Raw genomic sequence first — 25672 nt, 5'->3', positions numbered from 1 at the left:
CCGGCTCACCCGCCCGCCTCCAGCGCGGCCAGCGCCCGGCGGGCCACCTCGCGGCCGATCGGGAGGGAGGCGGTGGCGGCCGGGGAGGGCGCGTTGAGCACGTGCACCAGGCGGCGGGTGGAGCGCGGGTCGTCCGGGTCGAAGCCGGCGAAGGCGAAGTCGTCCAGCAGCGCGCCGTCCCGGGTCACCGCCTGGGCCCGCACCCCGGCGCCGGCCGGTACGAGGTCCTCGGAGGTGACGGCCGGCAGCAGCCGTCGGACGGCGGCGGTGAACGCCCGCTTGGAGAGCGAGCGGTGCAGCTCGCCGAGCTCGTACCGCCAGTGCCGGCGGGCGATCTGCCAGGTGCCGGGGAAGGCCAGCGTGCCGGCCAGGTCGCGCGGGCGGACGGTGCGCCAGTCGTAGCCCTCGCGGGCCAGCGCGGGTACCGCGTTCGGGCCGACGTGCACGTCGCCGTGGATGCCCCGGGTCAGGTGCACGCCGAGGAAGGGGAACGCCGGGTCGGGCACCGGGTAGACCAGGCCGCGCACCAGCTCCCGGCGGTCCTTGGCGAGCTCGTAGTACTCGCCGCGGAACGGCACGATCCGCACGCCGGGGTCGTCGCCGGCCAGCCGGGCGATCCGGTCGCTGTGCAGGCCCGCGCAGTTCACCAGCACCTGGCAGCGCAGCTCCCCGGCGGAGGTCTGCACCGTCACCCCGTCGGCCCGGCGGGCGACCGCCCGCAGCTCGGTGCCGGTCCGCAGCTCCGCGCCGGCCTCGCGGGCCAGCCGGGCGTAGGTGCCGGCCACGGCGGGGAAGTCGCAGATGCCGGTGGTGCCGACGTGCAGTCCGGCGATGCCGGTGACCTCCGGCTCGTACCCGGCGATGCCGGTGCGGTCCAGCTCGGTGACCGGGATTCCGTTCTCCCGGCCGCGCTCGGCCAGCGCCCGCAGCCTCGGCAGCTCGGCCGGGTCGGTGGCGACGATCAGCTTGCCGGTGACCTCGTGCGGGATGTCGTGGGTACGGCAGAACCCGACCATCTCGGCGGCACCCGCGACGGCGTAGCGGGCCTTGAGCGAGCCCGGCCGGTAGTAGACGCCGCTGTGGATGACCCCGCTGTTGCGGCCGGTCTGGTGCGCCGCGAAACCGGTCTCCTTCTCCAGCACCGCCAGCCGCAGCCCGGGCCGCTCCAGGGTCAGCGCGTACGCCGTGGAGAGCCCGACGATCCCCCCGCCCACCACCAGCACGTCGACGTCGTACGCCACCGCTCGCTCCTCGCTCGACCCGGCCCCCGCCCGCCGATGCTGCCACGGCGGGCGGGGCCGGTCGAGGGGGCCTCAGTGGCCCGCCGGCTCCAGCCACGGCCAGGCCGCGTCCCGGCGCGATTCCAGCAGGGGGATCAGCCGGAACGCGGCGTCGCCCAGCCCGCCGAAGGTGTGCCGGTTCGCCGCGCCGCTCGGGCCGTGGCCGGGGGCGTAGCCGGCCAGGTTCCACGTGTAGACGGGCACCTCGGCCGGGATGGCGGCCAGCGGGTCACCGTTCCAGTGGCCGGGCCCGGTCTGCTCGTCGGTGACGATGACGACCCGGTCGTGGCCGCGGTAGTGGGTGCGGACGGCCTCCGCGGTGGCGGTGCCGCCGAGGTTGCCGAAGCGCTCCAGGACGCGCAGCACCGCCTCGCCCCTGCCCACCTCGACGACCCGGCTGGTGGAGCCGAACTCGACCAGGTCCGCGTCGGCGGCCCGGACCTTCAGGGCCGTTGCGAAGATCGCCGCCGAGTCGGCCCGGTTGAGCTGGGTCTGCGCGCTCGGCCGGTCGAACATCGAGCCCGAGCGGTCGACCAGGACCAGCGTCCGGCCGGGCAGCGCGGGCACGTTGGCGAGCGAGTGGGAGAGCGCCGTCTCCAGCGCGTGCCCCCAGCGCAGCGACGGCGCGTGCCGGTGGGCGGCGAGGTAGCGGAACGGGAACTGGCGGGAGCGGCGCACCTCGCCCCGGTCGCTGATCCGCCGCGCGACCTCGGCCGCGGTCTCGTCCGAGACCCCGGCCTGGTCGAAGTTGCGCAGGTTGCGCACCAGGGCCATCGGGCCCATGGACGGGATGACCGCCTCCCAGACGTCCGCGTCCAGCGGTCCCTGCAGCCAGCCGGCCAGCGCCTCCCAGGTCAGCCCGGCGGCGGCCAGCCGTTCGGCGCCGCCCTCGGCGGTCACCGCTGCCCGCCGCTGCTCGACGGGCAGCGCGAGCAGCTCGCGGTTGGCGGTGAGCAGCGCGTCCGAGGCCGGCGGTACGGCCTCGTCCGGCCGGTGCCGGCGGTCCAGCGCGTAGCGGAACAGCTCGCCCTGCCACGGCTTGGCCGGGTCGGGCGAGGGGTGGGTCAGTTCCAGCACGTCGCCGAAGCGGTAACCCTTGGACGCGGTGTCGTACTTGAGCAGGGAGCGGCCGTGGTAGAGCCGCCGGACGGCGTCCGCGACGCCGCGCTTGAGCGGCTTCGGCAGCGCGCGGCCGTAGCGGGACGTCCAGTAGGCGAGCAGCTCGCCGGGCTCGTCGGCGCGCTGGAGAGCGGCGTCGACGGCCTGCCGGGAGAAGCCGGGCGCCTTGGCGTCCAGCCGGGCGCGGGTGAACTCGGCGGCGCCGACCAGTGCGGCCGTGCGCAGGTGGGCGCCGGACCGCAGCCAGCGCAGCAGGCCGAGGGTCCACTCCGGGTCGGCGACGGCGAGTTCGCGCACCAGTGCGGTGTAGCGGTCGTCCCGCGCCCCGCCCTTCTCGTAGAAGGTGTCCTGGCCCACGAGGTTGGCCACCGACAGCAGGAAGAGTTCGGACTTGGCGTCGCGCAGGAATCCCGTTCCGCCGTTGTGGTTGACGGTCCGCCGCCCGGTGGTGGTCACGGGCGAGATCGGAATCGGCCTGCCGGTACGGACGTTGAAACGCGACATGGTGGAATCCCCCTGCTGGCTGGTGGAACGTGCAGGAGGCATGGCGGAGCAAGGGGTGCCCGAGATCGTGCCGGCCCTGCGGCCGGCGTCGGCGGAGGTGTATGCCTTGTGCTCTACCCGGATTGAGCTAGCGGCCGCGCTCGCGCACGGCACGCCCGGGATTCGAACCCGGAACCGCAAGATCCGAAGTAACCCCCGCCTGCGCACCGGGCACCCCCCGGCGCTCTGCCTCCCGAGATCAAAGGTGGCGGCGGTGTTGTGCGGGCTCGAACCGCAGCGTCGTGCCGACGCCTCACCAAGAAGTAACCGCTGCCCACGCACCGGGAGGTGCGGAAAAACCTATTCAGGAATGTGGTGTCCGGAGATCGAGGACGGCTGAGGTGACGAAGCTGCTCTACCGACTGAGCTACACCGACCCGAAGTCGGTGACGGGACTCGAACCCGCGACCCGCCCATTTACAGTGGAAGTAACCTCTGCCTGCGCACCCGGACGAGAGAGACCATAGCCAGGCCTCTCCCGCCCGTGCATCCGAATTACCGCGGGGCGCCGCTACGCCGGGGCGACGATCACCGCGCGCGCCCGCTCCGTCAGTTCCCTTACCCGGCGCTCGCCCTGGAACGGTTCGAGGCGGCGGAGCATCTCCACCACGTACTCGCGGCTGCGCTGGGAGGAGATCCGGCCGGCCACCTCGACGGCGCGTTCGCCGGCCGCGACCGCCGCGTCCAGGTTGCCGGCCTCGGCCTCGGCCATCGCGGAGACGACCAGCCGCAGCCCGTGCGAGCGGACGTAGCCCTCGGTGGGCCGGGCCAGCGCCTCCCGGGTGAACTGGCGGACCTTGGAGGGCACTCCGAGGTCGCGGAAGCACTCGGCGGCGTCGGCCGCGAGCCGGTCGTAGGCGTAGAAGTCGATCCACGCCGGATCGGGGTCCCCGGCGCGAGCCCGTTCGAGTGCGCTCTCCGCCGCGCCGAGCGCCGTCGCGCACGCCGCCGCATTGCGGGCCTTGGCCTGGGCCCGTGCCTCGACCAGGTGGAAGAAGCTCATGGTGCGGGCGGTGGCCAGGCCCCGGTTGCGCTCCAGCGCGGCCTGGGCGAGGTCGACCGCCTCCTCGGCGAAGCCCCGGTAGCCGGCCTGCAGGCTCATCGAGGCCAGCACGTAGCCGCCGAGCGGCACGTCGGCGGCGGCCCTGGCCAGCCGCAGTGCCTGGATGTAGTAGCGCTGGGCCGCCTCGTGCTGGCCGGTGTCGAACGCCATCCACCCGGCCAGGCGGGTGAGTTCGGCGGTCGCGCCGAACAGCGCCCGGCCGACCGCGTCGCTGTACGAGGCGAGCAGCAGCGGCGCCGCCTCCACCCGCAGGCACTCCGGGACCATCGAGGAACGCCAGTCCCCGCCGCCGTACTTGGAGTCCCAGCGGCGGGCCTCCTGGGCGGCCTCGCGGAGCTTGGCGGCGTCCGAGTGGCCGACCCGGTACGAGCTCGCGTCGGCGGGCGTGCGCGGCGCCTCGCGGGCCACCGAGCCGTCCGCCGGGGTGATCAGCCAGCGGGAGACGGGAGTCGCGTACGCGGCCACCGAGAAGGTGCCGGCCAGGCTGTCGCTCCAGCGGCCGCCGCCGGGGCCACGCCGCAGGTCGAGGTCGACCCGCCAGAGGTCGGTGGCCGAGCGGACCGCCTCGGAGACCTCGCGCGGGAAGGCCAGGCCGAGTTCGGGCGCCGGGTCGGTGTCGCCGAGGCCGATCTCCTCCAGTGGCACCGGCCGGCCGAGCTTGCCGCCGATCGCCGTGGCGATCAGGTGCGGGACGGGGCCCTGCGGGACCATGCCCTTGCTGACCCAGCGGGCCACCGAGGTCTTGTCGTAGCGCAGCGTCAGTCCGCGTTGGGCGCCGAGGTCGTTGACCCGACGGGCCAGGCCGGCGTTGCTGATCTGCGCGAGGGTCAGGAGCGTGCCGAGCCGTTCGTTCGGTCCTCGTGGGCTGACGGTCATGGTGGCGGCGGCACCTCCTGCGGCCTTGTGCGCGGGGCCCGGGCGGCACCGGGCCGTGGCTGCTGTACCTAGAGTAGTCGGACGCGTTCCGAGGGTTAAGAGGCCGCATTCCGGATGGCGGGATCGCGCACCCGGCCGCCGTCGGCGGGCGGTCCGGCGGGCGGTCCGGCGGGGTCGGTCCGGACCGTCCGGAACCGGCCGCGGGCGGTGGGTCCGGCCGCGAGCCGGAGCGTTGTGCTCCGGTCCCGTGTCGATGTGCGCCCGGCCGTGCCCCCTGGCCCGACCGGCTGGTCGGCGATTCGCTGGTGGTCGTGGGTCGGCCCGCCGTCGAGGACCCGGCGGGCCGGGGGATGCCGCCGTCTCAATCCCCGCGGACGGTGGCGGAGCCCGGGAGGGCATGCGGATGCCCTCCCGGGCCGAACGACGCCTTTCGGCCATCCCGCGATGGCCATGACAAGGCGGCCGTGAGGGCGGTCCGGGCCGTGGAGGGGGAGGCCCGGCCCGCCCGGCAGAGCAGCCGGAGCCGCCCGGCCCCGCGGCGCGGCCCGGTGACGGAGCCCGGTGCCGCCCGGCGACGCGAAATCGGAAACGCCAACTCCGGTCACGCGACCGCGAAGCGGTGGCACGATGTCTCCTGACGGCGCGCCGGATCCGCGGTGGGCGGCCGCCGCGGCGCGCCACGGGCTGGCAAGGGCGGCCCGGCGGCGGACGCGCCGCACGGCGGCAGGTCCTCGTCCGGTGGAGGCGCGATGCGGTGGCTGACGGGCTGGAGCACGGGCTCACCCCGGGCGGGCGCCCCGGCGCACGAGGCGCCCGGCGCGGTGGAACCGATTGCCGCGCGCCCCCTCTGGACCGGCCCCAACCCGCTCTGGGCGGTCGGCGACTGGCGGCCGGGGGAGATCCGCCTCGCCACCCTCCGCCCCGGCGCCCGCGCCACGGTCACCACCGGCCCGGCCGGCCCCGACCCCGTCGAGGACACCCCCGCCACCACCCGGCTCGCCGTTCTCGGCCACTGCGGCGCCTCCGACGCCGAACTGGCCGCCGGCCTCGCCGCCGCCCGCGGCGGCGCCGTCCGCCACCTCACGGCCTGGCCCGGCAGCTACACCGCCGTGCTGCGTACCGGCACCCGCTCCACCGTGCTGCTCACCGACCTCGCCGGCGCCCAGCCCGTCTTCCACACCCCCTGGGCCGGGGGCACCGCGTACGCCACCGCCGCCCTCCCGCTGGCCGACCTGGTCGGCGCGCCCCTCGACACCGGCCACCTCGCCGCCCGGCTCGCCTGCCCCGAGTCCCCGGAGGCGCTCGGCACGGGCACCCCGTACCTCGGCGTGCGGCAGGTGCCGCCGGGCCACGCGCTGGCCATCCGGGGCGGCCGTCCCTACCTCTCGGCGTACGACGAACCCGCCGGCGCGGCGCAGCAGCGCGGCGAGGCGCCGGCCGTCCGCGAACTCACCCGCGCCCTGCTGGAGTCGGTCCGCTCCCGGGTCCGCACCCCCGCGCCCGGCCCCGGGGCCGGTGGCCGGGCCCGGTTGGGCGTCGACCTCTCGTACGGGACGGCCTCCGCCACCGTCGCCCTGCTCGCGGCCGCCGTGCCGCTCGCCCCGGTGCCGGGCGCGGGCATCCCGGCCCACGGGGCGCCGCCGGTCCGGGGGGCGCAGAGGGGCGAGGGCGTCCGGAGCGGGGCCGTGAAGGGTTCCTGGGCCCGCGCGGCCGTCCGGCCGCCGTCCGCCCCGGAGCAGCTGGCCGCCGTGACCCTCGGCGAGACCGGGACGCCGGCTCCCCTCGCGCTCGCCCCGGACCTGCCCCGGCTGCGGCACACCGTGCTCGCCCCCGGCCCCGGCACCCTCCCCTACGCGGACCTGCGGGCCGAGCCGCAGGCCGGCCGGCTCACCGACGAGCCGGGTGCCGAACTGGTCGCCGCCGCCCGGGCCGAGGCCCGTTTCGACGCCGGCGGCACCGACCACCTCACCGGGTACGGCGCCCGCCAGGTGCTCGACGGGCACCCGGCCCGGCTCGCCGATCTGGTCCGGGCCGGCCGCCCGCGCGAACTGCTGCCCCCGGTGGCCGCGCTGGCCGGCGCCGACCGCGCCGCCGTCGGCGTCCTGGCCGGTGCGCTGCGGACCCCGCTCACCGTGGTCCGGGCCGCCCACCGGCTCTCCCGGATCCGCTACGCCGAGGCGCTCGACGACGCCGCGGTGAAGCTGACGCTCCGGCACGTCCCGGACGGGGGCGGGACGGCCGGCTCGCGTTCGGCCGACGACCTGGCCTGGTGCGTCCCCGGTCCGGCGGCCCGCTGGCTCTCCGACGAGGCGCTCTCCGCGGTCGCCCTGCGGCTGCGGCTGGCGGCGCGCGAACCGGCGCCCGCCGAACTGCCCGGCGCACGCCGAGCCCGGCACGCCCTGCACCGGCACGCGCGCGGGTTCCGCACGCTGGTGCACGTCGCCGAGCAGCCCGGCCAGCGGCTGCACGCGCCGTTCCTGGACAACCAGGTGGTCCGCGCGGCCCGTCTGCTGCCCGACGACGTCCGGCTCCAGCCCGGTGCCCGGCCCGCCCTGCTGCATGCCGTCCTCGCCGGCGCCGGCCGCACCGACCTGCCGCCCGACTGGGGCCGCGGCCCCCGCCCCGACCGCACCGCCGCCGCCCGGGCCGGCCTGCGGCTGGCCGCCGACGGCCTCGCCGAACTGTTCGACGCCCCGCTGCTCGCCGAGGCGGGCCTGATCGACCTCCCCGCCGTCCGCGCCGGCCTGGCCCGCTCCGCCGACCCGGCCACCCCGCTGCCGCCCGGCACCCTGGCGGGCCTCGCCGAACTGGTCGCCACCGAGCTCTGGCTCCGCCGCGTCCGCGCCCGCCGCCACGGTGCCTGCTGGACCGGCCTCCCCCTCGCCCAGCGCCCCGCGCTCGCACCGGCCCGCCTCGCCTGACCCGCCTAGCCCGGCCCGCAGGAGTACTGCGGGGCGCGGGGCCCGTTGTGAAGGCCCGGCGCGGCTCGCCCGTCCGGATGGGCGGGGCGGGCAATCATGGCGCCATCCCGTCCCGTCCGTCCCCCAACCGTGGAGGCCGTGGTGACCAGCGCCAGCCCGGATCCGTCCGTTCCCGTCGTCCTGTCGGTCCTCGGCCGGCCGCCGACGGGCCGCCCGCCCGGGGTGCTGGCGGCGTGCGACGGTTCGGACGGCTCGCTCTGGGCGCTGGACCGGGCGATGACCGAGGCGGAGCGGTTCGACCTGCCGCTCTACGTGCTCGCGGTGGTCAACCCGGCGCCGGCCGGGTACCCGCCGGGGATGGCCGAGCTGGTGCAGGAGAGCGTCGAGACGCTGGTCGAGAGCATGGCGGACGGCCTGCGCCGCGCGGTGGCCGCGGTGCAGCGGGCCCGGATCCGCCGGTACGAGGGGGAGCTGTCGCTGCACGTGGTGCTCGGCAACGTGATCGAGGTGCTGCTCGCCGCCTCGGGCCGGCAGCACACGCTGGTGCTCGGCACCCGCGGCAACGGCGGCTACGCCCGGCTGCTGCTGGGCTCGGTCAGTTCGGCGGCGGTCCACCACGCCGTCTGCCCGGTCCTGGTCGTCCCCGCACCGCCGAACCCGTGATCCGCCGCGGTGGGCCGGCCTGCCGGGAATGTCCCGAGATGGTTCATCGTTCACCTATCTCGGAACCCGTCCTCCCCACCCCTGGAGAACCCCCGTCATGAAGGTCGAGATCTACTCCGACATCGCCTGCCCCTGGTGCTACATCGGCAAGCGCCGCTTCGAGGAGGCGCTCGAGGGCTTCGCGGGCAAGGAGAACGTCGAGGTGGTCTACCGGCCGTACCAGCTGGTGCCGGACGCGCCGGCCACGGCGAGCCCGCACCGCGCCTGGCTGGCCGAGCGCTACGGCCCGCAGTCCGTCGCGATGGACGCGCGGGTGGCCGAGCTGGGCCGCGCCGAGGGCATCACCTACGACTTCGACACGGCGCTGCACGCCAACACCTTCCTCGGCCACCGGCTGCTCCACCTCGCCGAGACCGAGTACGGCGCGGCCGCCCAGGGCCGGCTGAAGGAGGCGCTGCTCAAGGCGCACTTCACCGACGGCGTGGACGTCGGCGACCGCGCGGCGCTGACCGAGGTCGCCGTCGCGGCCGGCCTGGACCGCGACCGGGTGGCGGCCTACCTCGCGGGCGACGAGGGCACCGCTGCGGTCCGCGCCCAGCTGGCGGAGGCCCGTGAGCTGGGCATCACCGCCGTGCCGACCTTCGTCTTCGAGGGCAAGTGGGCGGTCCAGGGCGGCCAGGAGGCCGAGACCTTCCGCAAGGTGCTGGAGCAGGTCGCCACCGAGATCGGCGAGCGGCGCCCGGTGCCGGTGCAGGTCGCCCCGGCCGGGGAGGCCTGCGCGGACGGCGCCTGCGCGATCTGACCCGCCCGCTGCCCGCGGAGAGCGCCGGCTGTCCGGCCAAGGAGAGCGCCGGCTGTCCGGAAGAACACCACGAGCACGCCCCCCGAGGCCCGCTTCACCGCGTCAGACGCACCGGAAGCGGGCCTCGGCCCAGTCCGCCGCGTTCAGCGCCGACCAGAAGCCGTGCGCCGGGGTGACCACCAGCCGGATCGACTTCTGCCCGTCCAGCGGCACGTGCACCGGCACCGCGTCGTCCCCCGTGGCCAGGACCGGTGACCGCCAGAGCGTGCGGCCGTCACCGCCCTGCACGGAGAAGACCACGCCGCCGGGCGAGGCGGTGATGTCGTCCACCCCGGCCAGCGCGTCGAAGGACGTGCAGCCGCGGTTGAGGTCGATCTGCGTGCTGGCGGGCGCGTGCACGGTGATGCCGTGCGCGTGCCGGGTGCCGCCGATCGAGACGCTGTCGCGCTGCCAGAACCAGTCGCTGCCCTTCTGCCGGATGCTCGGGCCCGGCGGCGGCACCCGGTTGTTGCCGGGCTTGCGCACCGGCAGGTCGTCGGCCCAGAAGTCGGTCGGGGCCGGCGGCGTCGGTGTCGGTTTCGGTGTCGGCGGTTTCGGTGTCGGCACCGGCGGGAGCGTCGGGGTGGGCACCACGGGCACGTCCGGCGTGGGCACCGGCGGCACGACCGGCGTCGGCACCTCCGGCACGGGGGGCTTCGGCGGCAGGGGCTTCGGCGTCGAAGTGGCGATCGGTGCGGGCGTCAGCGTCGGGGACGCCGGGCGCGGGCTCGGCGCGGGTGGCGGCGGCGCGGCCTTGGGTGCCGGGCGCGGCGGGGCCTTCGGCGCCGGCGTGGCGGACGGGCTCGGCGCGGGCTCCTCCGCCGGCGGCGGAGGAGCCGGGCTGCTCGGGGCCGGGCGCGGTGGCGCCGGCGGGGCCGGCGGGGCCGGTGGCGGCGCGGGCACGGCGGGGGAGGAGGCCGGGGGAGCGGCCAGCGGGGGCTTCGGTTCGGGCGCGCCGGTCAGCGCGTACGCGGCGACCGCGGCCGCGGTCACCGCGACGGCGGCGGCGATCCCGGCCTTCGCCGCGGTGCCCAGACCCTGGCCGACCGCCGCACCGGTGGCCCCGCTCCCGGACCCCGCCGCACCACCGGCGGCACTGCCCGCGGTCGCGCCGGCCGCCGCCGTTCCGGCCGCCGCCCCGCCGACCGCCCCGCCCACGGCGGCCGCGGCGGCGCTGAAGCCACCCAGGCCGACCCAGACCAGCACGCCGCCGGGCAGCAGCGCCCGCAGACCGTGGTTGATCTCGGAGAGCTCCAGGCAGGCGGCCGTGCACCGGTCACACTCCTTCAGATGCCGGCCGACCTCGGCCGACGCCCGCTTGCGCAGCGCACCGCGCGCGTGCGCGCCGAGCCGGTTGGCGTACGCCTCGCAGGCCCGGTCCTGGCTGCCCGAGACGTGGGCCTGGAGGAACCCCGCGGCCAGCCGGTCGCGCGCCCGGTGCGCCTGGACGGCGGTGGCGTTGGCGGTCTTGCCGAGCATCACCGCGACGGTCTTCGGGGACTCCCGCTCGACCTCGGTGTGCCAGAGCACCATCCGGTCGTCCTCGGGCAGTTCGGCGTAGGCCTGCATCACCATGCGCTGGTCGGCCATCGCCATCGCCCAGGCGTCGGCCCCCGGGTCGGCCAGGTCGAGGCCGAGGGTGGCGACCGAGGTCTGCGCGAACGCGCTGAAGTCGTCGACGAGTTGCTCGCGGCGCTCGCTGCGGGTCCAGGCGGCGGCGACGTTGCGCACCGCGGTCAGCAGGTAGGCACGGACGGCGAACTCAGGTCCCTTGCCCGCCTTCAGCGCCTGCAGGGTGCGGGCGAACACCTCGCCGGCGAGGTCCTCGGCGGTGAAGCTGTCACGGCAGCAGGTCCGCGCGTAGCGGCGCACCGAGTCGGCGTGCCGGCGGTAGATCTCCTCGTACGCGGCTTCGTCGCCGGCCCGGACGAGGGCGGTCAACTCGGCGTCGGAGGGCGGGCGCTCGCCGTCCACCGGGTCGGCGGGCGCGGGCACGGTCGGGCGGGCGGGGACGCCGTCGCCGACGAAGGCCTCGGGGGCGACGCCGCCCCGGCCGGCCGTGGCCTGGCCGGGGACGCGGGTGGGCGGGAGCGCGGCGGCGGAGAGCGATTCGCGGCTGGGCATGCCGGCCTGGTCCGGCACCTGTCCCGGGTTCCCGGGATTGCCCGGGGCCCCCTGGTGTCCGGACCGCTGGTGTCCGGACGGTGACGGCCCTGACCGTCCGGGCAGGGCGCCGGGCGTGTGCCCCGGCGCGTGACCGGGCGAACCAGCGCTCGGACCGTCAGCCGCGCCCTGCGGCCCGCCCGTGCCGGACCGGCCGAAGTCGAGGCCGTAGCCGTAGTCGTTCTGTTCCTCGGCGCTCACAACGGACCCCAGATTCCACGACAGCCCCCGTAGTGTGGCAGGGCGCGCGGGAATACGTGGGCGCACGATTTCCCGTCGTACGGCGCCGAGTGCGCGCGAACGGCGCGCATCGGGACATTGGCTCCAACCACGGGCAAAGGATGGCATAGCGCAGAGTTGGGCGGTAGCCGGACCGCCGTGACCCACCCTTCCGAGGGGGCCGTCGCGGATGTGTTCGGCCCGCGCCCTGGGCCCGGGAGCACGGCGGCCGAACGGGGCGAGCCCCGTCCGCGCGCCGCTCCGACGTCCAACCCGCCTGCCCGAAACGGACGGAGGCCCCCCGGGGGAGCTCAGCGCGCCCGCAGGCCGTCCAGCAGGATCTGCAGCAGCCGGTCGGCCGGGCCCGCCGCGGGCTGACCGTCCGTCTGCCGACCACCCGTCACCGGTGAACCGTCCGCCGGGGCCGCCGCCGACGCGTGCGCGGGCTCCCCCGCCACCGCGCGCGTGGCGTGCACCGGCACCGAGGCGGTCAGCACCAGCACCACGTCCGCCACCGTCACCCCGGGGCGCAGCTCGCCCGCCGCACCCGCCCGGGCCACCAGCGCGGCCAGCAGCTGCAGCAGCAGCCGCGGGTCCGCATCGGCCGGCGCCGGCTCCCCGGCGCCCTGCTGCGCCACGGCGCCGGCCGGTCCGGTGCCGTGCGCCCGGGCGCCGTGTGGCTCGAACCGGCCCCCGAGGAGCCCGCCCGCCCCCGCCGGCCCCGGCACCCGGCCCAGCTCCTCCGCGTACCTGAAGGCCTCCGGCGGCAGCAGCCGCCCGGCACCCGTGGACACCGCCCGCGCCAGGTACCCGGCCAGCGACTCCCAGGCGCCCCCGCCGCCGTACAGCGACTCGCGCGCCTGCGTCGTCAGCCAGGCCACCTCCTCGGCGGCGATCCGCTGGACCAGCACCTCCTTGCTCGGGAAGCGCCGGTACACCGTGCCGACCCCGACCCCGGCCCGGCGCGCGACCTCCTCCATCGGCGCGTCGTAGCCGAACTCGCCGAACACCTCGCGGGCCGCACGCAGCACGCTCTCCAGGTTCCGCCGGGCGTCCACCCGCAGCCGGGCCCCGGGCGCCGGACCGCCACCGCCCTGCGGCGGCTCGGCCCGGTACGGCACCCCGGCGTACGCCGTCCCGGCCTGCGCCGGAAGGTCCGCGGGGCCGCGTTGCTCCGGCACCACACCCTGGACGGTACGCGGTGCATCCCGCCCCAACAGTCGATCCTGCTCCATCATCCCAACTCTCCCCCGCAGGCGCCCGATCCCGGGCCCTGTCGTCGCCCGCCCCTGCACCCCCCGGTGCAGCTCCGTCCGTTGTCAGAAATGACCCGATGACCCATCGCTCGTGCCGGTTGTGCCGCTCGCCCTGCCCAGGTGGTGCCCGACCACGATCGCCGGACCGCACATGTCCGACCGCATACGCATGAACGCCACACGTTTGAGGCCTCGTGCGGGACTACCCTTCCCCGCATCACGCTCCCGCAGTCGGGTTGCTCCCGCCAACGCTGGAACTGGCCGTAATGGCAGCTCCACGGTGCGTCGCCGCCGGTTGACATGGCGATGGCCGCTCCGACACGCAATCCGACCATAGTTCACCGCCGTTGAAAGCCGAAAGTGCGTCAGAAACTCGCCCCGGCAGCACATCCGGCCCCACCTGTCCACTCCCGCCCCAACTGCCTCGGCACGGACTGTGGACAAGAGGGCCCCCGACGGTCCTTCATGGAGGGCGTGGTGGGGGGTGCCCCGGCCGACGGGGCCGGGGGAAGGGTCACTTCGGCCGGAGGTGCGCTATCAGGATCCTGATCGTCGGGGGCGGCTGCGCCGGTATGTCCGCCGCGCTGCACCTCCAGCGCGGCCTGCGCGAGCGGCTCCGCCGCGGCGACGTGGAGATCACCGTGGTCGAACCGCAGTCCTACCTGACCTACCACCCGCTGCTCGCCGAGGTCGCGGCCGGCTCGATCGACCCCCGCCACGTGGTCGTCCCGCTCCGCCGCGCGCTGCCGGACTGCCGCGTCCTCACCGCCCGGATCACCCGGATCGAGCACGCAACCCGCCGGGCCTGGGCCGACGCCGCCGGCCAGGGTGAACCGCCCGCCCCCGTCGAGCTGGACTACGACGTCCTGGTGGTGGCCCCAGGCTCGGTCTCCCGGACGGCGCCCGTCCCCGGCCTGGCCGAACACGGCCTCGGCTTCTCCACCGTCGGCGAGGCGGTGAGCCTGCGCAACCACGTCCTGGAACAGCTCGACCTCGCCTCCGCCACCCGCGACCCGGCCCTGCGCCAGGCCGCGCTCACCTTCGTCTTCGTCGGCGCGGGCTACGCCGGCGTCGGCGCGCTCGCCGAGCTGGAGGACATGGCCCGGTACGCGGTCCGCGGCTACCACAACATCAGCCCCGAGGACCTGCGCTGGGTGCTGGTCGAGGCCTCCGGCCGGATCCTCGCCGAGGAGCCCCCCGAACTGGCCGCGCACACCCTGGCCCAACTGCGCGAGCGAAGCGTCGATGTCCGGCTGCACACCACCCTGGAGTCGGCCGCCGGGCGGGTCATGGCACTCTCCGACGGCAGCCACTTCGCCGCCCGCACGCTGGTCTGGACGGCCGGGGTGCGCCCGTCCCCGCTGCTGCGCGACACCGACCTTCCGCTGGACGCCTCCGGCCGGATCCGCTGCCTGGCCACCCTGCAGGCCGTCGGCCCGGACGGCCGGGCGCTGCCCGGGGTCTGGGCCGCCGGGGACGGCGCCGCCGTACCCGACCCGCACGCCGACGGGGCGCCCTGCGCGCCCAACGCCCAGCACGCCTTCGCGCAGGCCGAGCTGCTCGCCGCCAACGTGCTCGTCGCGCTGGAGGGCGGCCCCCGGGCGGCGGGCATCACCGAGTACCGGCCGGACCGCGCGGCCTGCTCGACCTCGCTCGGCCTGCGCAGCGCCGTCGCGCACACCCGGCGCGGCGGCCGGCTGACCGGCCGGCGGGCCTGGTGGCTGCACCGGGCCCGGCACCTGCGCCGGATGCCGAGCACCGACCGGCGGGTGCGGGTCCTGATGGACTGGCTGCTGGGCGGGGTGTTCTCCCGCGAGGTGGTCTCGCTGGGGGCGGTCGAGCACCCGCGCTCGGAGTTCGAGGCGGGTTTCGGTCCGGGCTCCGGCCCCGGCTCCGGGCCGAGGTCCGGGCCGAGGTCCGGGCCCGGCTGTGACTGACATGACGGCCGCGCCGTGCGCGCGCGACTTCCGGAATCGGGCCTCCGCCTGACAGGATCTGCCCAACCGAGTCATTACCCCGTGTGCCAGTGCGCATACAAAAAGTGATGATATGCCTGGAAACCGAGGAAGCGGCCGTCGTTTGAATCTCATGCGCTGGAGCGCCCGGCTCACCGGAGTCCCTTGGCGTGCCGCCCCGTCCACCGGGACCGGCACCGACCAGGGCGCGCCGTCCGGCGACGTCGTGGTCCCCAGCCCACGCGACCCCACCAGCCTCGTCAGCCCGACCGAGGTGCTCGACCCGCAGCGGCCCCAGGACCTGCGCGAGGTGCTGAACCGCATTCCCGCCCCGGTCGCCGTCACCTACGGCCCGCTGCACCAGCTCGGCTACGCCAACCGCGCCTACCGCGAACTCTTCGGCGACCGCCCCACCGGCCTGCCCGCCTGCGACGCCCTGCCCGAACTCGGCACCATGGGCGTCCTGCCACTGATGGACCAGGTCATCCGCGGCGGCCGGCCGCGCAGCGTCAAGGCCCGCTGCATCCTCGGCCTCACCGGCAACCGCTACTACAACGTCTCCTGCGTCCCGCTCAGCCGCCAGGAACACCGCACGGACCCGGGCGACACCGACGAGCCCAAGGAGACGCCGCCCGCCGGCGTCCTCATCTTCGCCGCCGAGGTCACGGACCAGGTCCTCACCGCCGCCCGCCTCCGGGAGGCAGAACGCCGACAGCGCGAGGCCGCCGTCACCCTCCAGCGCAGTCTGCTCCCGCAGAAGCTCGACCAGCCGGCGGACCTCCGGGTCGCCGCCACCTACCAGCCGGGTGGCGCCGAGGCCGCGGTCGGCGGCGACTGGTACGACGTCATCGCCATCGACGGCGGCCGGACGGCACTGGTCATCGGCGACGTGATGGGCCGCGGCCTGCGCGCCGCCGCCGTCATGGGGCAGCTCAGGACGGCGGTCCGCGCCTACGCCCGCCTCGACCTCCCCCCGCACGAGGTGATGAGCCTGCTCGACGGCCTCGCCATGGAGATCGACGCCAACCAGATCGCCACCTGCGCCTACGCCGTCTGGGATCCCCAGCGCCGCACCCTCACCTACGCCTCCGCGGGCCACCTCCCCATACTGCTGCGCTGCCCCGATGGCACCGTCCTGCGCGGAGAGGAACAGAACGGCCCGCCGCTCGGCACCGGCGGCGGCGTCCACGTCTCGCACACCCTGCGCCTGCTTCCCGGCACCACCGGCGTCCTCTATACGGACGGCCTCGTGGAGCGCCGGGACGAGGACATCGACCAGGGCCTCGACCTCCTGGCCCGCACCCTCACCGGCGCGGTCGGCGCTCCCGAGGTCATCTGCGCCCGCCTGCTCCGGGCGATGGGCGTGACCGCGGAGCACGACGACGACATCGCCGTGCTCGCCTTCCAACTGCCGGCCGAGGAGAACCCTCCGGAGCCGAAGCCCCGGCTGGAGCTGCAGGAAGGGCTACGGACCGGGGTTGACCCGGGCCCGCAAGAGGTCTAGTGTTCTTCGAGCTGCCTGGCAGGGAGCACCGGACACGCATCGGCGCGGACGGTCCCGGGGCGGCCAATCCCTAGAAACACCACTTCCCGGTTCGGGCTGGGTCGCGTATTGCCTTTTTCGGCGACGTGGCTCGGGTCTTGTTCGGTGTGCCCGTTTATATGGATTGCGGCCGGATTCGCCTTTCGGGGCGGGGATGGGCTAGAGTTTGAAACGTCGGACGGGGCGTCAAGCCGCAGAAGACACCAGCGAGTTGGATGAATGAAGCGCCGGAAACGGAGCGGAAAACGTCTGGTAAGCTGGAAACACGAAAGAACGAAGCGCCCGGAGGGCCCGCTGGAAGGCGGTCCGAAGGAAGTGTCCGTTCCTTGAGAACTCAACAGCGTGCCAAAAGTCAACGCCAGATATGTTGACATCCCCGGCCTCGGTCTTCTGACCGGGGTTGGAGATTCCTTTATGAAGTAAACACTAGCGAGGACGCAGTGCGCGGGGCCGCCCTATTCCGGTGGTTGCCGTGCCGCTCGACGCGAGTGCGGCCCGATTGCGGGCAGACATTCACGGAGAGTTTGATCCTGGCTCAGGACGAACGCTGGCGGCGTGCTTAACACATGCAAGTCGAACGGTGAAGCCCTTCGGGGTGGATCAGTGGCGAACGGGTGAGTAACACGTGGGCAATCTGCCCTGCACTCTGGGACAAGCCCTGGAAACGGGGTCTAATACCGGATATGACCTGGGACCGCATGGTCCTGGGTGTAAAGCTCCGGCGGTGCAGGATGAGCCCGCGGCCTATCAGCTTGTTGGTGGGGTAATGGCCTACCAAGGCGACGACGGGTAGCCGGCCTGAGAGGGCGACCGGCCACACTGGGACTGAGACACGGCCCAGACTCCTACGGGAGGCAGCAGTGGGGAATATTGCACAATGGGCGAAAGCCTGATGCAGCGACGCCGCGTGAGGGATGACGGCCTTCGGGTTGTAAACCTCTTTCAGCAGGGAAGAAGCGCAAGTGACGGTACCTGCAGAAGAAGCACCGGCTAACTACGTGCCAGCAGCCGCGGTAATACGTAGGGTGCGAGCGTTGTCCGGAATTATTGGGCGTAAAGAGCTCGTAGGCGGCCTGTCGCGTCGGATGTGAAAGCCCGGGGCTTAACCCCGGGTCTGCATTCGATACGGGCAGGCTAGAGTGTGGTAGGGGAGATCGGAATTCCTGGTGTAGCGGTGAAATGCGCAGATATCAGGAGGAACACCGGTGGCGAAGGCGGATCTCTGGGCCATTACTGACGCTGAGGAGCGAAAGCGTGGGGAGCGAACAGGATTAGATACCCTGGTAGTCCACGCCGTAAACGTTGGGAACTAGGTGTTGGCGACATTCCACGTCGTCGGTGCCGCAGCTAACGCATTAAGTTCCCCGCCTGGGGAGTACGGCCGCAAGGCTAAAACTCAAAGGAATTGACGGGGGCCCGCACAAGCAGCGGAGCATGTGGCTTAATTCGACGCAACGCGAAGAACCTTACCAAGGCTTGACATATACCGGAAACGGCTAGAGATAGTCGCCCCCTTGTGGTCGGTATACAGGTGGTGCATGGTTGTCGTCAGCTCGTGTCGTGAGATGTTGGGTTAAGTCCCGCAACGAGCGCAACCCTTGTTCTGTGTTGCCAGCATGCCTTTCGGGGTGATGGGGACTCACAGGAGACTGCCGGGGTCAACTCGGAGGAAGGTGGGGACGACGTCAAATCATCATGCCCCTTATGTCTTGGGCTGCACACGTGCTACAATGGTCGGTACAAAGGGCTGCGATGCCGCGAGGCGGAGCGAATCCCAAAAAGCCGGCCTCAGTTCGGATTGGGGTCTGCAACTCGACCCCATGAAGTTGGAGTTGCTAGTAATCGCAGATCAGCATGCTGCGGTGAATACGTTCCCGGGCCTTGTACACACCGCCCGTCACGTCACGAAAGTCGGTAACACCCGAAGCCGGTGGCCTAACCCGTAAGGGGAGGAGCCGTCGAAGGTGGGACCAGCGATTGGGACGAAGTCGTAACAAGGTAGCCGTACCGGAAGGTGCGGCTGGATCACCTCCTTTCTAAGGAGCAATATGCCGCTTGCAGGCGAATGTTCTGCACGGTTGCTCATGGGTGGAACGTTGACTATTCGGCACATCAGGTAGGGCCTGTTAGTACTGCTTCGGCGTGGAACACAGAGCACTGCATGATGTGTCGGGCACGTTGTTGGGTCCTGAGGGAACGGCCGTATGGCTGTTGCTTCAGAGATGCCGGTCCCACTGAAGAGATCCGTTCGGGTCTTGGGGGTGGGTGACTGGTCGTTGTTTGAGAACTGCACAGTGGACGCGAGCATCTGTGGCCAAGTTTTTAAGGGCGCACGGTGGATGCCTTGGCACCAGGAACCGATGAAGGACGTGGGAGGCCACGATAGTCCCCGGGGAGCCGTCAACCAGGCTTTGATCCGGGGGTTTCCGAATGGGGAAACCCGGCAGTCGTCATGGGCTGTCACCCATACCTGAACACATAGGGTATGTGGAGGGAACGCGGGGAAGTGAAACATCTCAGTACCCGCAGGAAGAGAAAACAACCGTGATTCCGGGAGTAGTGGCGAGCGAAACCGGATGAGGCTAAACCCAGGTGGTGTGAGACCCGGCAGGGGTTGCCACTTGGGGGTCGTGGGATTTTTCTTGACCGGTCTGCCGGCCGGTCGGCGAGTCAGAAACCGTATGGATAGTCGAAGGACATGCGAAAGGTCCGGCGTAGAGGGTAAGACCCCCGTAGACGAAATCTGTGCGGCTCGTTTGAGAAACTCCCAAGTAGCACGGGGCCCGAGAAATCCCGTGTGAATCTGGCGGGACCACCCGCTAAGCCTAAATATTCCCTGGTGACCGATAGCGGATAGTACCGTGAGGGAATGGTGAAAAGTACCGCGGGAGCGGAGTGAAATAGTACCTGAAACCGTGTGCCTACAAGCCGTGGGAGCGTCGGACATGCAGCTTGCTGTGTGTCTCGTGACTGCGTGCCTTTTGAAGAATGAGCCTGCGAGTTTGCGGTGTGTAGCGAGGTTAACCCGTGTGGGGTAGCCGTAGCGAAAGCGAGTCCGAATAGGGCGTTTGAGTTGCACGCCCAAGACCCGAAGCGGAGTGATCTAGCCATGGGCAGGTTGAAGCGGAGGTAAGACTTCGTGGAGGACCGAACCCACCAGGGTTGAAAACCTGGGGGATGACCTGTGGTTAGGGGTGAAAGGCCAATCAAACTCCGTGATAGCTGGTTCTCCCCGAAATGCATTTAGGTGCAGCGTCACGTGTTTCTTGCCGGAGGTAGAGCACTGGATAGGCGATGGGCCTCACCGGGTTACTGACCTTAGCCAAACTCCGAATGCCGGTAAGTGAGAGCGTGGCAGTGAGACTGTGGGGGATAAGCTCCATGGTCGAGAGGGAAACAGCCCAGAACACCGACTAAGGTCCCTAAGCGTGTGCTAAGTGGGAAAGGATGTGGAGTCGCAGAGACAACCAGGAGGTTGGCTTAGAAGCAGCCACCCTTGAAAGAGTGCGTAATAGCTCACTGGTCAAGTGATTCCGCGCCGACAATGTAGCGGGGCTCAAGCACATCACCGAAGTCGTGTCATTGCAGCATGAAGGGCCAACGCCTGCTGTGATGGGTAGGGGAGCGTCGTGTGCCGGGTGAAGCGGCGGTGGAAACCAGTCGTGGACGGTACACGAGTGAGAATGCAGGCATGAGTAGCGATACAAGAGTGAGAAACTCTTGCGCCGATTGACCAAGGGTTCCTGGGTCAAGCTGATCTGCCCAGGGTAAGTCGGGACCTAAGGCGAGGCCGACAGGCGTAGTCGATGGACAACGGGTTGATATTCCCGTACCCGCTTTGAAGCGCCAACGCTGAACCAGGTGATGCTAAGGCCGCGAAGCCGGCCCGGAGTCTTCGGACAAAGGGACGTGGTGGAGCCGCCGGACCAAGTCTGCAGTAGGTGAGCGATGGGGTGACGCAGGAAGGTAGTCCAGCCCGGGCGGTGGTTGTCCCGGGGTAAGGGTGTAGGCCGAGTGATAGGCAAATCCGTCACTCATTAAGGCTGAGACCTGATGCCGAGCCGATTGTGGTGAAGTGGATGATCCTATGCTGTCGAGAAAAGCCTCTAGCGAGTTTCATGGCGGCCCGTACCCCAAACCGACTCAGGTGGTCAGGTAGAGAATACCGAGGCGTTCGGGTGAACTATGGTTAAGGAACTCGGCAAAATGCCCCCGTAACTTCGGGAGAAGGGGGGCCATTCCTGGTGACGGCACTTGCTGCCAGAGCTGGGGGTGGCCGCAGAGACCAGCGAGAAGCGACTGTTTACTAAAAACACAGGTCCGTGCGAAGCCGTAAGGCGATGTATACGGACTGACGCCTGCCCGGTGCTGGAACGTTAAGGGGACCGGTTAGCTTGGATTCGTCCAGGCGAAGCTGAGAACTTAAGCGCCAGTAAACGGCGGTGGTAACTATAACCATCCTAAGGTAGCGAAATTCCTTGTCGGGTAAGTTCCGACCTGCACGAATGGCGTAACGACTTCTCGACTGTCTCAACCATAGGCCCGGTGAAATTGCATTACGAGTAAAGATGCTCGTTTCGCGCAGCAGGACGGAAAGACCCCGGGACCTTTACTATAGCTTGATATTGGTGTTCGGTTCGGCTTGTGTAGGATAGGTGGGAGACTTTGAAGCAGCAACGCCAGTTGTTGTGGAGTCGTCGTTGAAATACCACTCTGGTCGTGCTGGATGTCTAACCTGGGTCCGTGATCCGGATCAGGGACAGTGTCTGGTGGGTAGTTTAACTGGGGCGGTTGCCTCCTAAAGGGTAACGGAGGCGCCCAAAGGTTCCCTCAGCCTGGTTGGCAATCAGGTGTTGAGTGTAAGTGCACAAGGGAGCTTGACTGTGAGACTGACGGGTCGAGCAGGTACGAAAGTAGGGACTAGTGATCCGGCGGTGGCTTGTGGAAGCGCCGTCGCTCAACGGATAAAAGGTACCCCGGGGATAACAGGCTGATCTTCCCCAAGAGTCCATATCGACGGGATGGTTTGGCACCTCGATGTCGGCTCGTCGCATCCTGGGGCTGGAGTAGGTCCCAAGGGTTGGGCTGTTCGCCCATTAAAGCGGTACGCGAGCTGGGTTTAGAACGTCGTGAGACAGTTCGGTCCCTATCCGCTGTGCGCGTAGGAGTGTTGAGAAGGGCTGTCCCTAGTACGAGAGGACCGGGACGGACGAACCTCTGGTGTGCCAGTTGTCCTGCCAAGGGCATGGCTGGTTGGCTACGTTCGGGAGGGATAACCGCTGAAAGCATCTAAGCGGGAAGCCTGCTTCGAGATGAGCACTCCCACCTCCTTGAGAGGGTAAGGCTCCCAGTAGACGACTGGGTTGATAGGCCGGATATGGAAGCCCTGTGAGGGGTGGAGTTGACCGGTACTAATAGGCCGAGGGCTTGTCCTCAGTTGCTCGCGTCCACTGTGTTGTTCTGAAACAACGACCCCCATGCCTGGTCACGGTATGGGTGCGGCCGACAGTTTCATAGTGTTTCGGTGGTCATAGCGTGAGGGAAACGCCCGGTTACATTCCGAACCCGGAAGCTAAGCCTCACAGCGCCGATGGTACTGCAGGGGGGACCCTGTGGGAGAGTAGGACGCCGCCGAACAATCATTCACAAAGAACCCCCACCCGGGATCCGGGTGGGGGTTCTTTGCGTTTCAGGTTGACGTATCGTCAGGGCATGGACGATCAGGACGCTCAGCAGGAACGGGTCTACGACGGAACACCGGCGACCGGCGAGGGCGCGGTGGTCGTCGCCCGTGAGGTGCTTTCGCCGGATGTGCGGGACGGCGCACTGCGCGTCCTGGCGGACGCTCAGGCGGTGGACGGCCGGGAGGCGGTCTCCGAGCAGGGGCGGCTCCGGTTGCGTTCCTCCGACTCCGCCCGCGCCGGGGTGGTCCACCTCGTCCAGCACGAAGGCCGTGAAGCCAAGGACATCGCCGGCTACGGCCAGCTCGAGGTCCCCCAAGCCGGTGATGCCAACCCCTCCGCCGAGCTGGTGGTCGTTCCGGCCGTGCGCGGCCGGGGCTACGGTCGCCCGCTGGTGGACGCGGTTCTCGCCGAGGCGCACCGCGCCGGCCGGGACCACGTCGACTTCTGGGTGCACGGCGGCCACCCGGCTGCCCGCCATCTGGCCGAGCGGTACGGCGCCGAGCTGGTCCGCGAGCTGCGGCAGATGCGCCGGACCGGGCCGCAGACAGAGGAGGTCGCGCTCCCCGACGGGGTCGAGCTACGGACGTTCCGTCCGGGCGTCGACGACGCGGAGTGGCTGCGGCTGAACGCGCTCGCCTTCGCCCACCACCCGGAGCAGGGCGCCTGGACGCAGCGGGACCTCGCCGACCGGCTGGCCGAGCCCTGGTTCGACCCGGCGGGCTTCTTCCTCGCCACCCGTGAGGGCAAGGTCGTGGGCTTCCACTGGACCAAGGTGCACCCGGCGACGGCCACCGAGCCGGCGCTGGGCGAGGTGTACGTGGTCGGGGTGGACCCGGCGGAGCAGGGCAGCGGCCTCGGCCGGGCACTGACCGCGGCCGGCCTGCGGCACCTGACCGGCGGCGGCCCGGGTGAGCGGGGGCTGGCGACCGTACTTCTCTACGTCGATGCCGACAATCCGGCCGCTGTGCGGGTATATGAACGACTGGGGTTCATCATTCACGAGGTGGACCTGATGTACCGCGCCGAGTACCGCACGCACCACGAGCCGAGCGGGGCATAGCGGAGAGCCGGGGCCGGAGGCAACCGGCCGGTCGTACGACACCGGTCCGGCCCCGGCTCCGACCGACTCAGCTTTCCTCCTGGCCATGCGGTGTTTACCGTGGATTCAATTGCTGCCGCGAAGATCACAGGATGAAGTCCGCAGTGTCTCGTTCGTGCAGCGTCGGCGACGCCTGCCGGCCGGTCCCGTGTTGACCGCGCCGGGCGGGTGGGCGTTGGCGCTGGGCGAGAACGAGGGCCCGCAGAGCCTGTCGCGTCCGGACGCCGTCCTGCTGGAGGAGCTGGAGCCCATGAGCATCCCCCGCCCCGTCTCTGCCCCGCTGTCGCCTCCGGCCAGAATGTCCAGTGCCCTGGGGATAGCGCCGGAGCTGCCGGCCGCCGACGAGCAGGACCAGGAGGAACTGCCCCAGGGCCGCTTCCTGGACCGCGAGCGCAGCTGGCTCGCGTTCAACGAGCGGGTCCTGGAGCTGGCCGAGGACCCTGCGATCCCGTTGCTGGAACGGGCCAAGTTCCTGGCGATCTTCGCGAGCAACCTGGACGAGTTCTTCATGGTCCGGGTGGCCGGCCTGAAGCGCCGGATCGCCACCGGAGTGGCCCAGCGCAGTGCCTCGGGCCTTCAGCCGCGCGAGGTCCTGGATCTGATCTGGACCCGTTCGCGCGAGCTCATGGCCCGCCACGCCGCCGCCTTCCAGCAGGAGGTCCTGCCGGACCTCGCCGCCGAGGGCATCGAGCTGGTCCGCTGGCCGGAGCTGGCCGAGAAGGAGCAGGCCCGCCTGCACACCCTGTTCCGGCAGAAGATCTTCCCGGTGCTCACCCCCCTGGCGGTGGACCCGGCGCACCCCTTCCCGTACATATCGGGGCTCTCCCTCAACCTCGCCGTGGTCGTGCGCAACCCGGTCTCGGGCCACAAGCACTTCGCCCGGGTGAAGGTCCCGCAGTCCCTGGCCCGGTTCCTGGAGGCGTCGCCGCAGCGGTACGTGCCGCTGGAGGACGTGATGGGGGCGCACCTGGAGGAGCTCTTCCCGGGCATGGAGGTGCTGGCGCACCACGCGTTCCGGGTGACCCGCAACGAGGATCTCGAGGTGGAGGAGGACGACACCGAGAACATCCTCAAGGCCCTGGAGAAGGAGCTGATGCGGCGGCGCTTCGGCCCGCCGGTGCGGCTGGAGGTCGAGGAGTCGATCGACCCCTACATCCTGGACCTGCTGGTGCGGGAGCTGAACATCACCGAGGCGGAGGTCTTCCCGCTGCCCGGTCCGCTCGACCTGACCGGCCTGTTCGGCATCGCCGACCTGGACCGTCCGGAGCTGAAGTACCCGAAGTTCGTGGCCGGTACGGCGCGTGGGCTGACCGACGTCGAGTCGGCCTCCCAGCCGGACATCTTCGCCGCGATGCGCGAGCGGGACGTGCTGCTGCACCACCCGTACGACAGCTTCTCCACCTCGGTGCAGGCCTTCCTCGAGCAGGCCGCGGGCGACCCGGACGTGCTGGCGATCAAGCAGACGCTGTACCGGACGTCCGGTGACTCGCCGATCGTGGATGCGCTGATCGACGCGGCGGAGTCCGGCAAGCAGGTGCTCGTCCTGGTCGAGATCAAGGCTCGCTTCGACGAGCAGGCCAACATCAAGTGGGCCCGCAAGCTGGAGGAGTCCGGCTGCCACGTCGTCTACGGTCTGGTGGGGCTCAAGACGCACTGCAAGCTGTCGCTGGTGGTCCGCCAGGAGGGGGACACCCTTCGGCGCTACTCGCACGTGGGCACCGGCAACTACCACCCGAAGACGGCCCGGCTGTACGAGGACATCGGGCTGCTGACCTCGGACCCGCAGGTCGGCGCGGACCTCTCGGACCTCTTCAACCGGCTCTCCGGCTACTCGCGCCGCGAGTCGTACCGCCGGCTGCTGACCGCGCCGCGCGGGCTGCGGGACGGGCTGATCTCGCGGATCCACAACGAGATCGCCCACCACCGGGCCGGTCGTCCGGCGTACGTGAAGCTCAAGGTCAACTCGATCGTCGACGAGGCCGTGATCGACGCGCTGTACCGGGCCTCCCGGGCCGGCGTGCCGGTGGACGTCTGGGTGCGCGGGATCTGCGCGATCCGCCCGGGGGTGCCCGGGCTGAGCGAGAACATCCGGGTGCGCAGCATCCTCGGGCGCTTCCTGGAGCACTCGCGGATCTTCGTGTTCGGCAACAACGGCGATCCGGAGGTGTGGATCGGCAGCGCCGACATGATGCACCGCAACCTGGACCGCCGGATCGAGGCGCTGCTGCGGATCACCGACCCGGCGCACCGGGCCGAGCTGTCCGGACTGATCGACCTCGGGGTGTCGGACGAGACGGAGTCCTGGCACCTGGGGGCGGACGGGGCGTGGACGCGCCACGCCCAGGACGCGGAGGGGAAGTCGCTGCGGCACGTCCAGGACCTGCTCATCGACTCGCGCCAGCGCCGCCGGGCCGCCGCGGCCCGGTGACGGTGCGCCGCTGCCGCGG

Annotated in this window: 12 protein-coding genes and 3 rRNA genes; 10 read left to right on the top strand and 5 right to left on the bottom strand. The window is 71.5% G+C overall.

Annotation, left to right across the window (positions count from 1 at the left end; translation table 11 throughout):
- Nucleotides 1–5 precede the first annotated feature (5 nt).
- The 3 genes from lhgO to OG286_RS18195 all read right to left on the bottom strand — a co-directional run bounded on the left by lhgO (nt 6) and on the right by OG286_RS18195 (nt 4881).
- Nucleotides 6–1241, bottom strand: a complete 1236-nt coding sequence (lhgO, locus tag OG286_RS18205) for an L-2-hydroxyglutarate oxidase (RefSeq protein ID WP_396325509.1) — start codon at nt 1239–1241, stop codon at nt 6–8.
- A gap of 72 nt (nt 1242–1313) precedes the next feature.
- Nucleotides 1314–2903 (bottom strand): TROVE domain-containing protein, encoded by a 1590-nt coding sequence (locus tag OG286_RS18200; protein WP_396325508.1) that lies wholly within the window; start codon nt 2901–2903, stop codon nt 1314–1316.
- A 550-nt stretch (nt 2904–3453) separates the two neighbouring features.
- Nucleotides 3454–4881 carry an MFS transporter gene (locus tag OG286_RS18195; RefSeq protein ID WP_396325507.1) on the bottom strand — a complete coding sequence of 476 codons (1428 nt, stop codon included), beginning with the start codon at nt 4879–4881 and terminating at the stop codon, nt 3454–3456.
- A 749-nt stretch (nt 4882–5630) separates the two neighbouring features.
- Here OG286_RS18195 and OG286_RS18190 point away from each other — a divergent pair.
- The 3 genes from OG286_RS18190 (at nt 5631) to OG286_RS18180 (ending at nt 9267) form a co-directional block, all read left to right on the top strand.
- The gene (locus tag OG286_RS18190) at nt 5631–7802 is read left to right on the top strand and encodes an asparagine synthase-related protein (protein ID WP_405360932.1); all 2172 of its coding nucleotides are present in this window, start codon (nt 5631–5633) and stop codon (nt 7800–7802) included.
- A gap of 141 nt (nt 7803–7943) precedes the next feature.
- Entirely contained in the window at nt 7944–8465 is a 522-nt protein-coding gene (locus tag OG286_RS18185; protein WP_396325505.1) for a universal stress protein, read from the top strand.
- Nucleotides 8466–8562: 97 nt separating this feature from the next.
- Nucleotides 8563–9267 (top strand): DsbA family oxidoreductase, encoded by a 705-nt coding sequence (locus OG286_RS18180; protein WP_396325504.1) that lies wholly within the window; start codon nt 8563–8565, stop codon nt 9265–9267.
- Between the two features lie 102 nt (nt 9268–9369).
- Here the strand turns inward: OG286_RS18180 and OG286_RS18175 are convergent, their stop codons facing one another.
- On the bottom strand, nt 9370–11430 hold the full coding sequence (locus tag OG286_RS18175) for a sigma-70 family RNA polymerase sigma factor (protein WP_405365485.1): 2061 nt from the start codon (nt 11428–11430) through the stop codon (nt 9370–9372).
- 569 nt (nt 11431–11999) lie between these two features.
- Nucleotides 12000–12926 (bottom strand): helix-turn-helix domain-containing protein, encoded by a 927-nt coding sequence (locus OG286_RS18170; RefSeq protein ID WP_405365483.1) that lies wholly within the window; start codon nt 12924–12926, stop codon nt 12000–12002.
- Nucleotides 12927–13480: 554 nt separating this feature from the next.
- Between OG286_RS18170 and OG286_RS18165 the strand changes: the two genes are divergently transcribed.
- The 7 genes from OG286_RS18165 (at nt 13481) to OG286_RS18135 (ending at nt 25653) form a co-directional block, all read left to right on the top strand.
- Nucleotides 13481–14881, top strand: coding sequence for an NAD(P)/FAD-dependent oxidoreductase (locus tag OG286_RS18165; RefSeq protein WP_405366060.1), 1401 nt, complete (start codon nt 13481–13483; stop codon nt 14879–14881).
- Between the two features lie 151 nt (nt 14882–15032).
- Nucleotides 15033–16403 (top strand): PP2C family protein-serine/threonine phosphatase, encoded by a 1371-nt coding sequence (locus OG286_RS18160; protein WP_405366059.1) that lies wholly within the window; start codon nt 15033–15035, stop codon nt 16401–16403.
- A gap of 551 nt (nt 16404–16954) precedes the next feature.
- Nucleotides 16955–18478 (top strand): 16S ribosomal RNA (locus tag OG286_RS18155).
- 276 nt (nt 18479–18754) lie between these two features.
- A 23S ribosomal RNA gene (locus OG286_RS18150) occupies nt 18755–21877 on the top strand.
- A gap of 85 nt (nt 21878–21962) precedes the next feature.
- A 5S ribosomal RNA gene (rrf, locus tag OG286_RS18145) occupies nt 21963–22079 on the top strand.
- The 16S, 23S and 5S rRNA genes sit together here, the layout of an rRNA operon.
- Before the next feature lie 75 nt (nt 22080–22154).
- Nucleotides 22155–23186 (top strand): mycothiol synthase, encoded by a 1032-nt coding sequence (mshD, locus tag OG286_RS18140; RefSeq protein ID WP_396325441.1) that lies wholly within the window; start codon nt 22155–22157, stop codon nt 23184–23186.
- 289 nt (nt 23187–23475) lie between these two features.
- Nucleotides 23476–25653, top strand: coding sequence for an RNA degradosome polyphosphate kinase (locus OG286_RS18135; protein ID WP_396325445.1), 2178 nt, complete (start codon nt 23476–23478; stop codon nt 25651–25653).
- The last annotated feature ends 19 nt before the right edge of the window (nt 25654–25672 follow it).

This window comes from Kitasatospora sp. NBC_00039 (assembly GCF_045160625.1).
GTDB lineage: Bacteria > Actinomycetota > Actinomycetes > Streptomycetales > Streptomycetaceae > Kitasatospora.
This window is presented reverse-complemented; position numbering and strand designations above follow the sequence as displayed.

Bases quoted from the DNA above. Each gene is read 5' to 3' on its own strand.
- OG286_RS18200 (WP_396325508.1), bottom strand. From the start codon at position 2,903: ATGTCGCGTTTCAACGTCCGTACCGGCAGGCCGATTCCGATCTCGCCC.
- OG286_RS18195 (WP_396325507.1), bottom strand. From the start codon at position 4,881: ATGACCGTCAGCCCACGAGGACCGAACGAACGGCTCGGCACGCTCCTG.
- OG286_RS18190 (WP_405360932.1), top strand. From the start codon at position 5,631: ATGCGGTGGCTGACGGGCTGGAGCACGGGCTCACCCCGGGCGGGCGCC.
- OG286_RS18180 (WP_396325504.1), top strand. From the start codon at position 8,563: ATGAAGGTCGAGATCTACTCCGACATCGCCTGCCCCTGGTGCTACATC.
- OG286_RS18175 (WP_405365485.1), bottom strand. From the start codon at position 11,430: ATGCCCAGCCGCGAATCGCTCTCCGCCGCCGCGCTCCCGCCCACCCGC.
- OG286_RS18170 (WP_405365483.1), bottom strand. From the start codon at position 12,926: ATGATGGAGCAGGATCGACTGTTGGGGCGGGATGCACCGCGTACCGTC.
- OG286_RS18160 (WP_405366059.1), top strand. From the start codon at position 15,033: ATGCGCTGGAGCGCCCGGCTCACCGGAGTCCCTTGGCGTGCCGCCCCG.
- mshD (WP_396325441.1), top strand. From the start codon at position 22,155: ATGGACGATCAGGACGCTCAGCAGGAACGGGTCTACGACGGAACACCG.
- OG286_RS18135 (WP_396325445.1), top strand. From the start codon at position 23,476: ATGAGCATCCCCCGCCCCGTCTCTGCCCCGCTGTCGCCTCCGGCCAGA.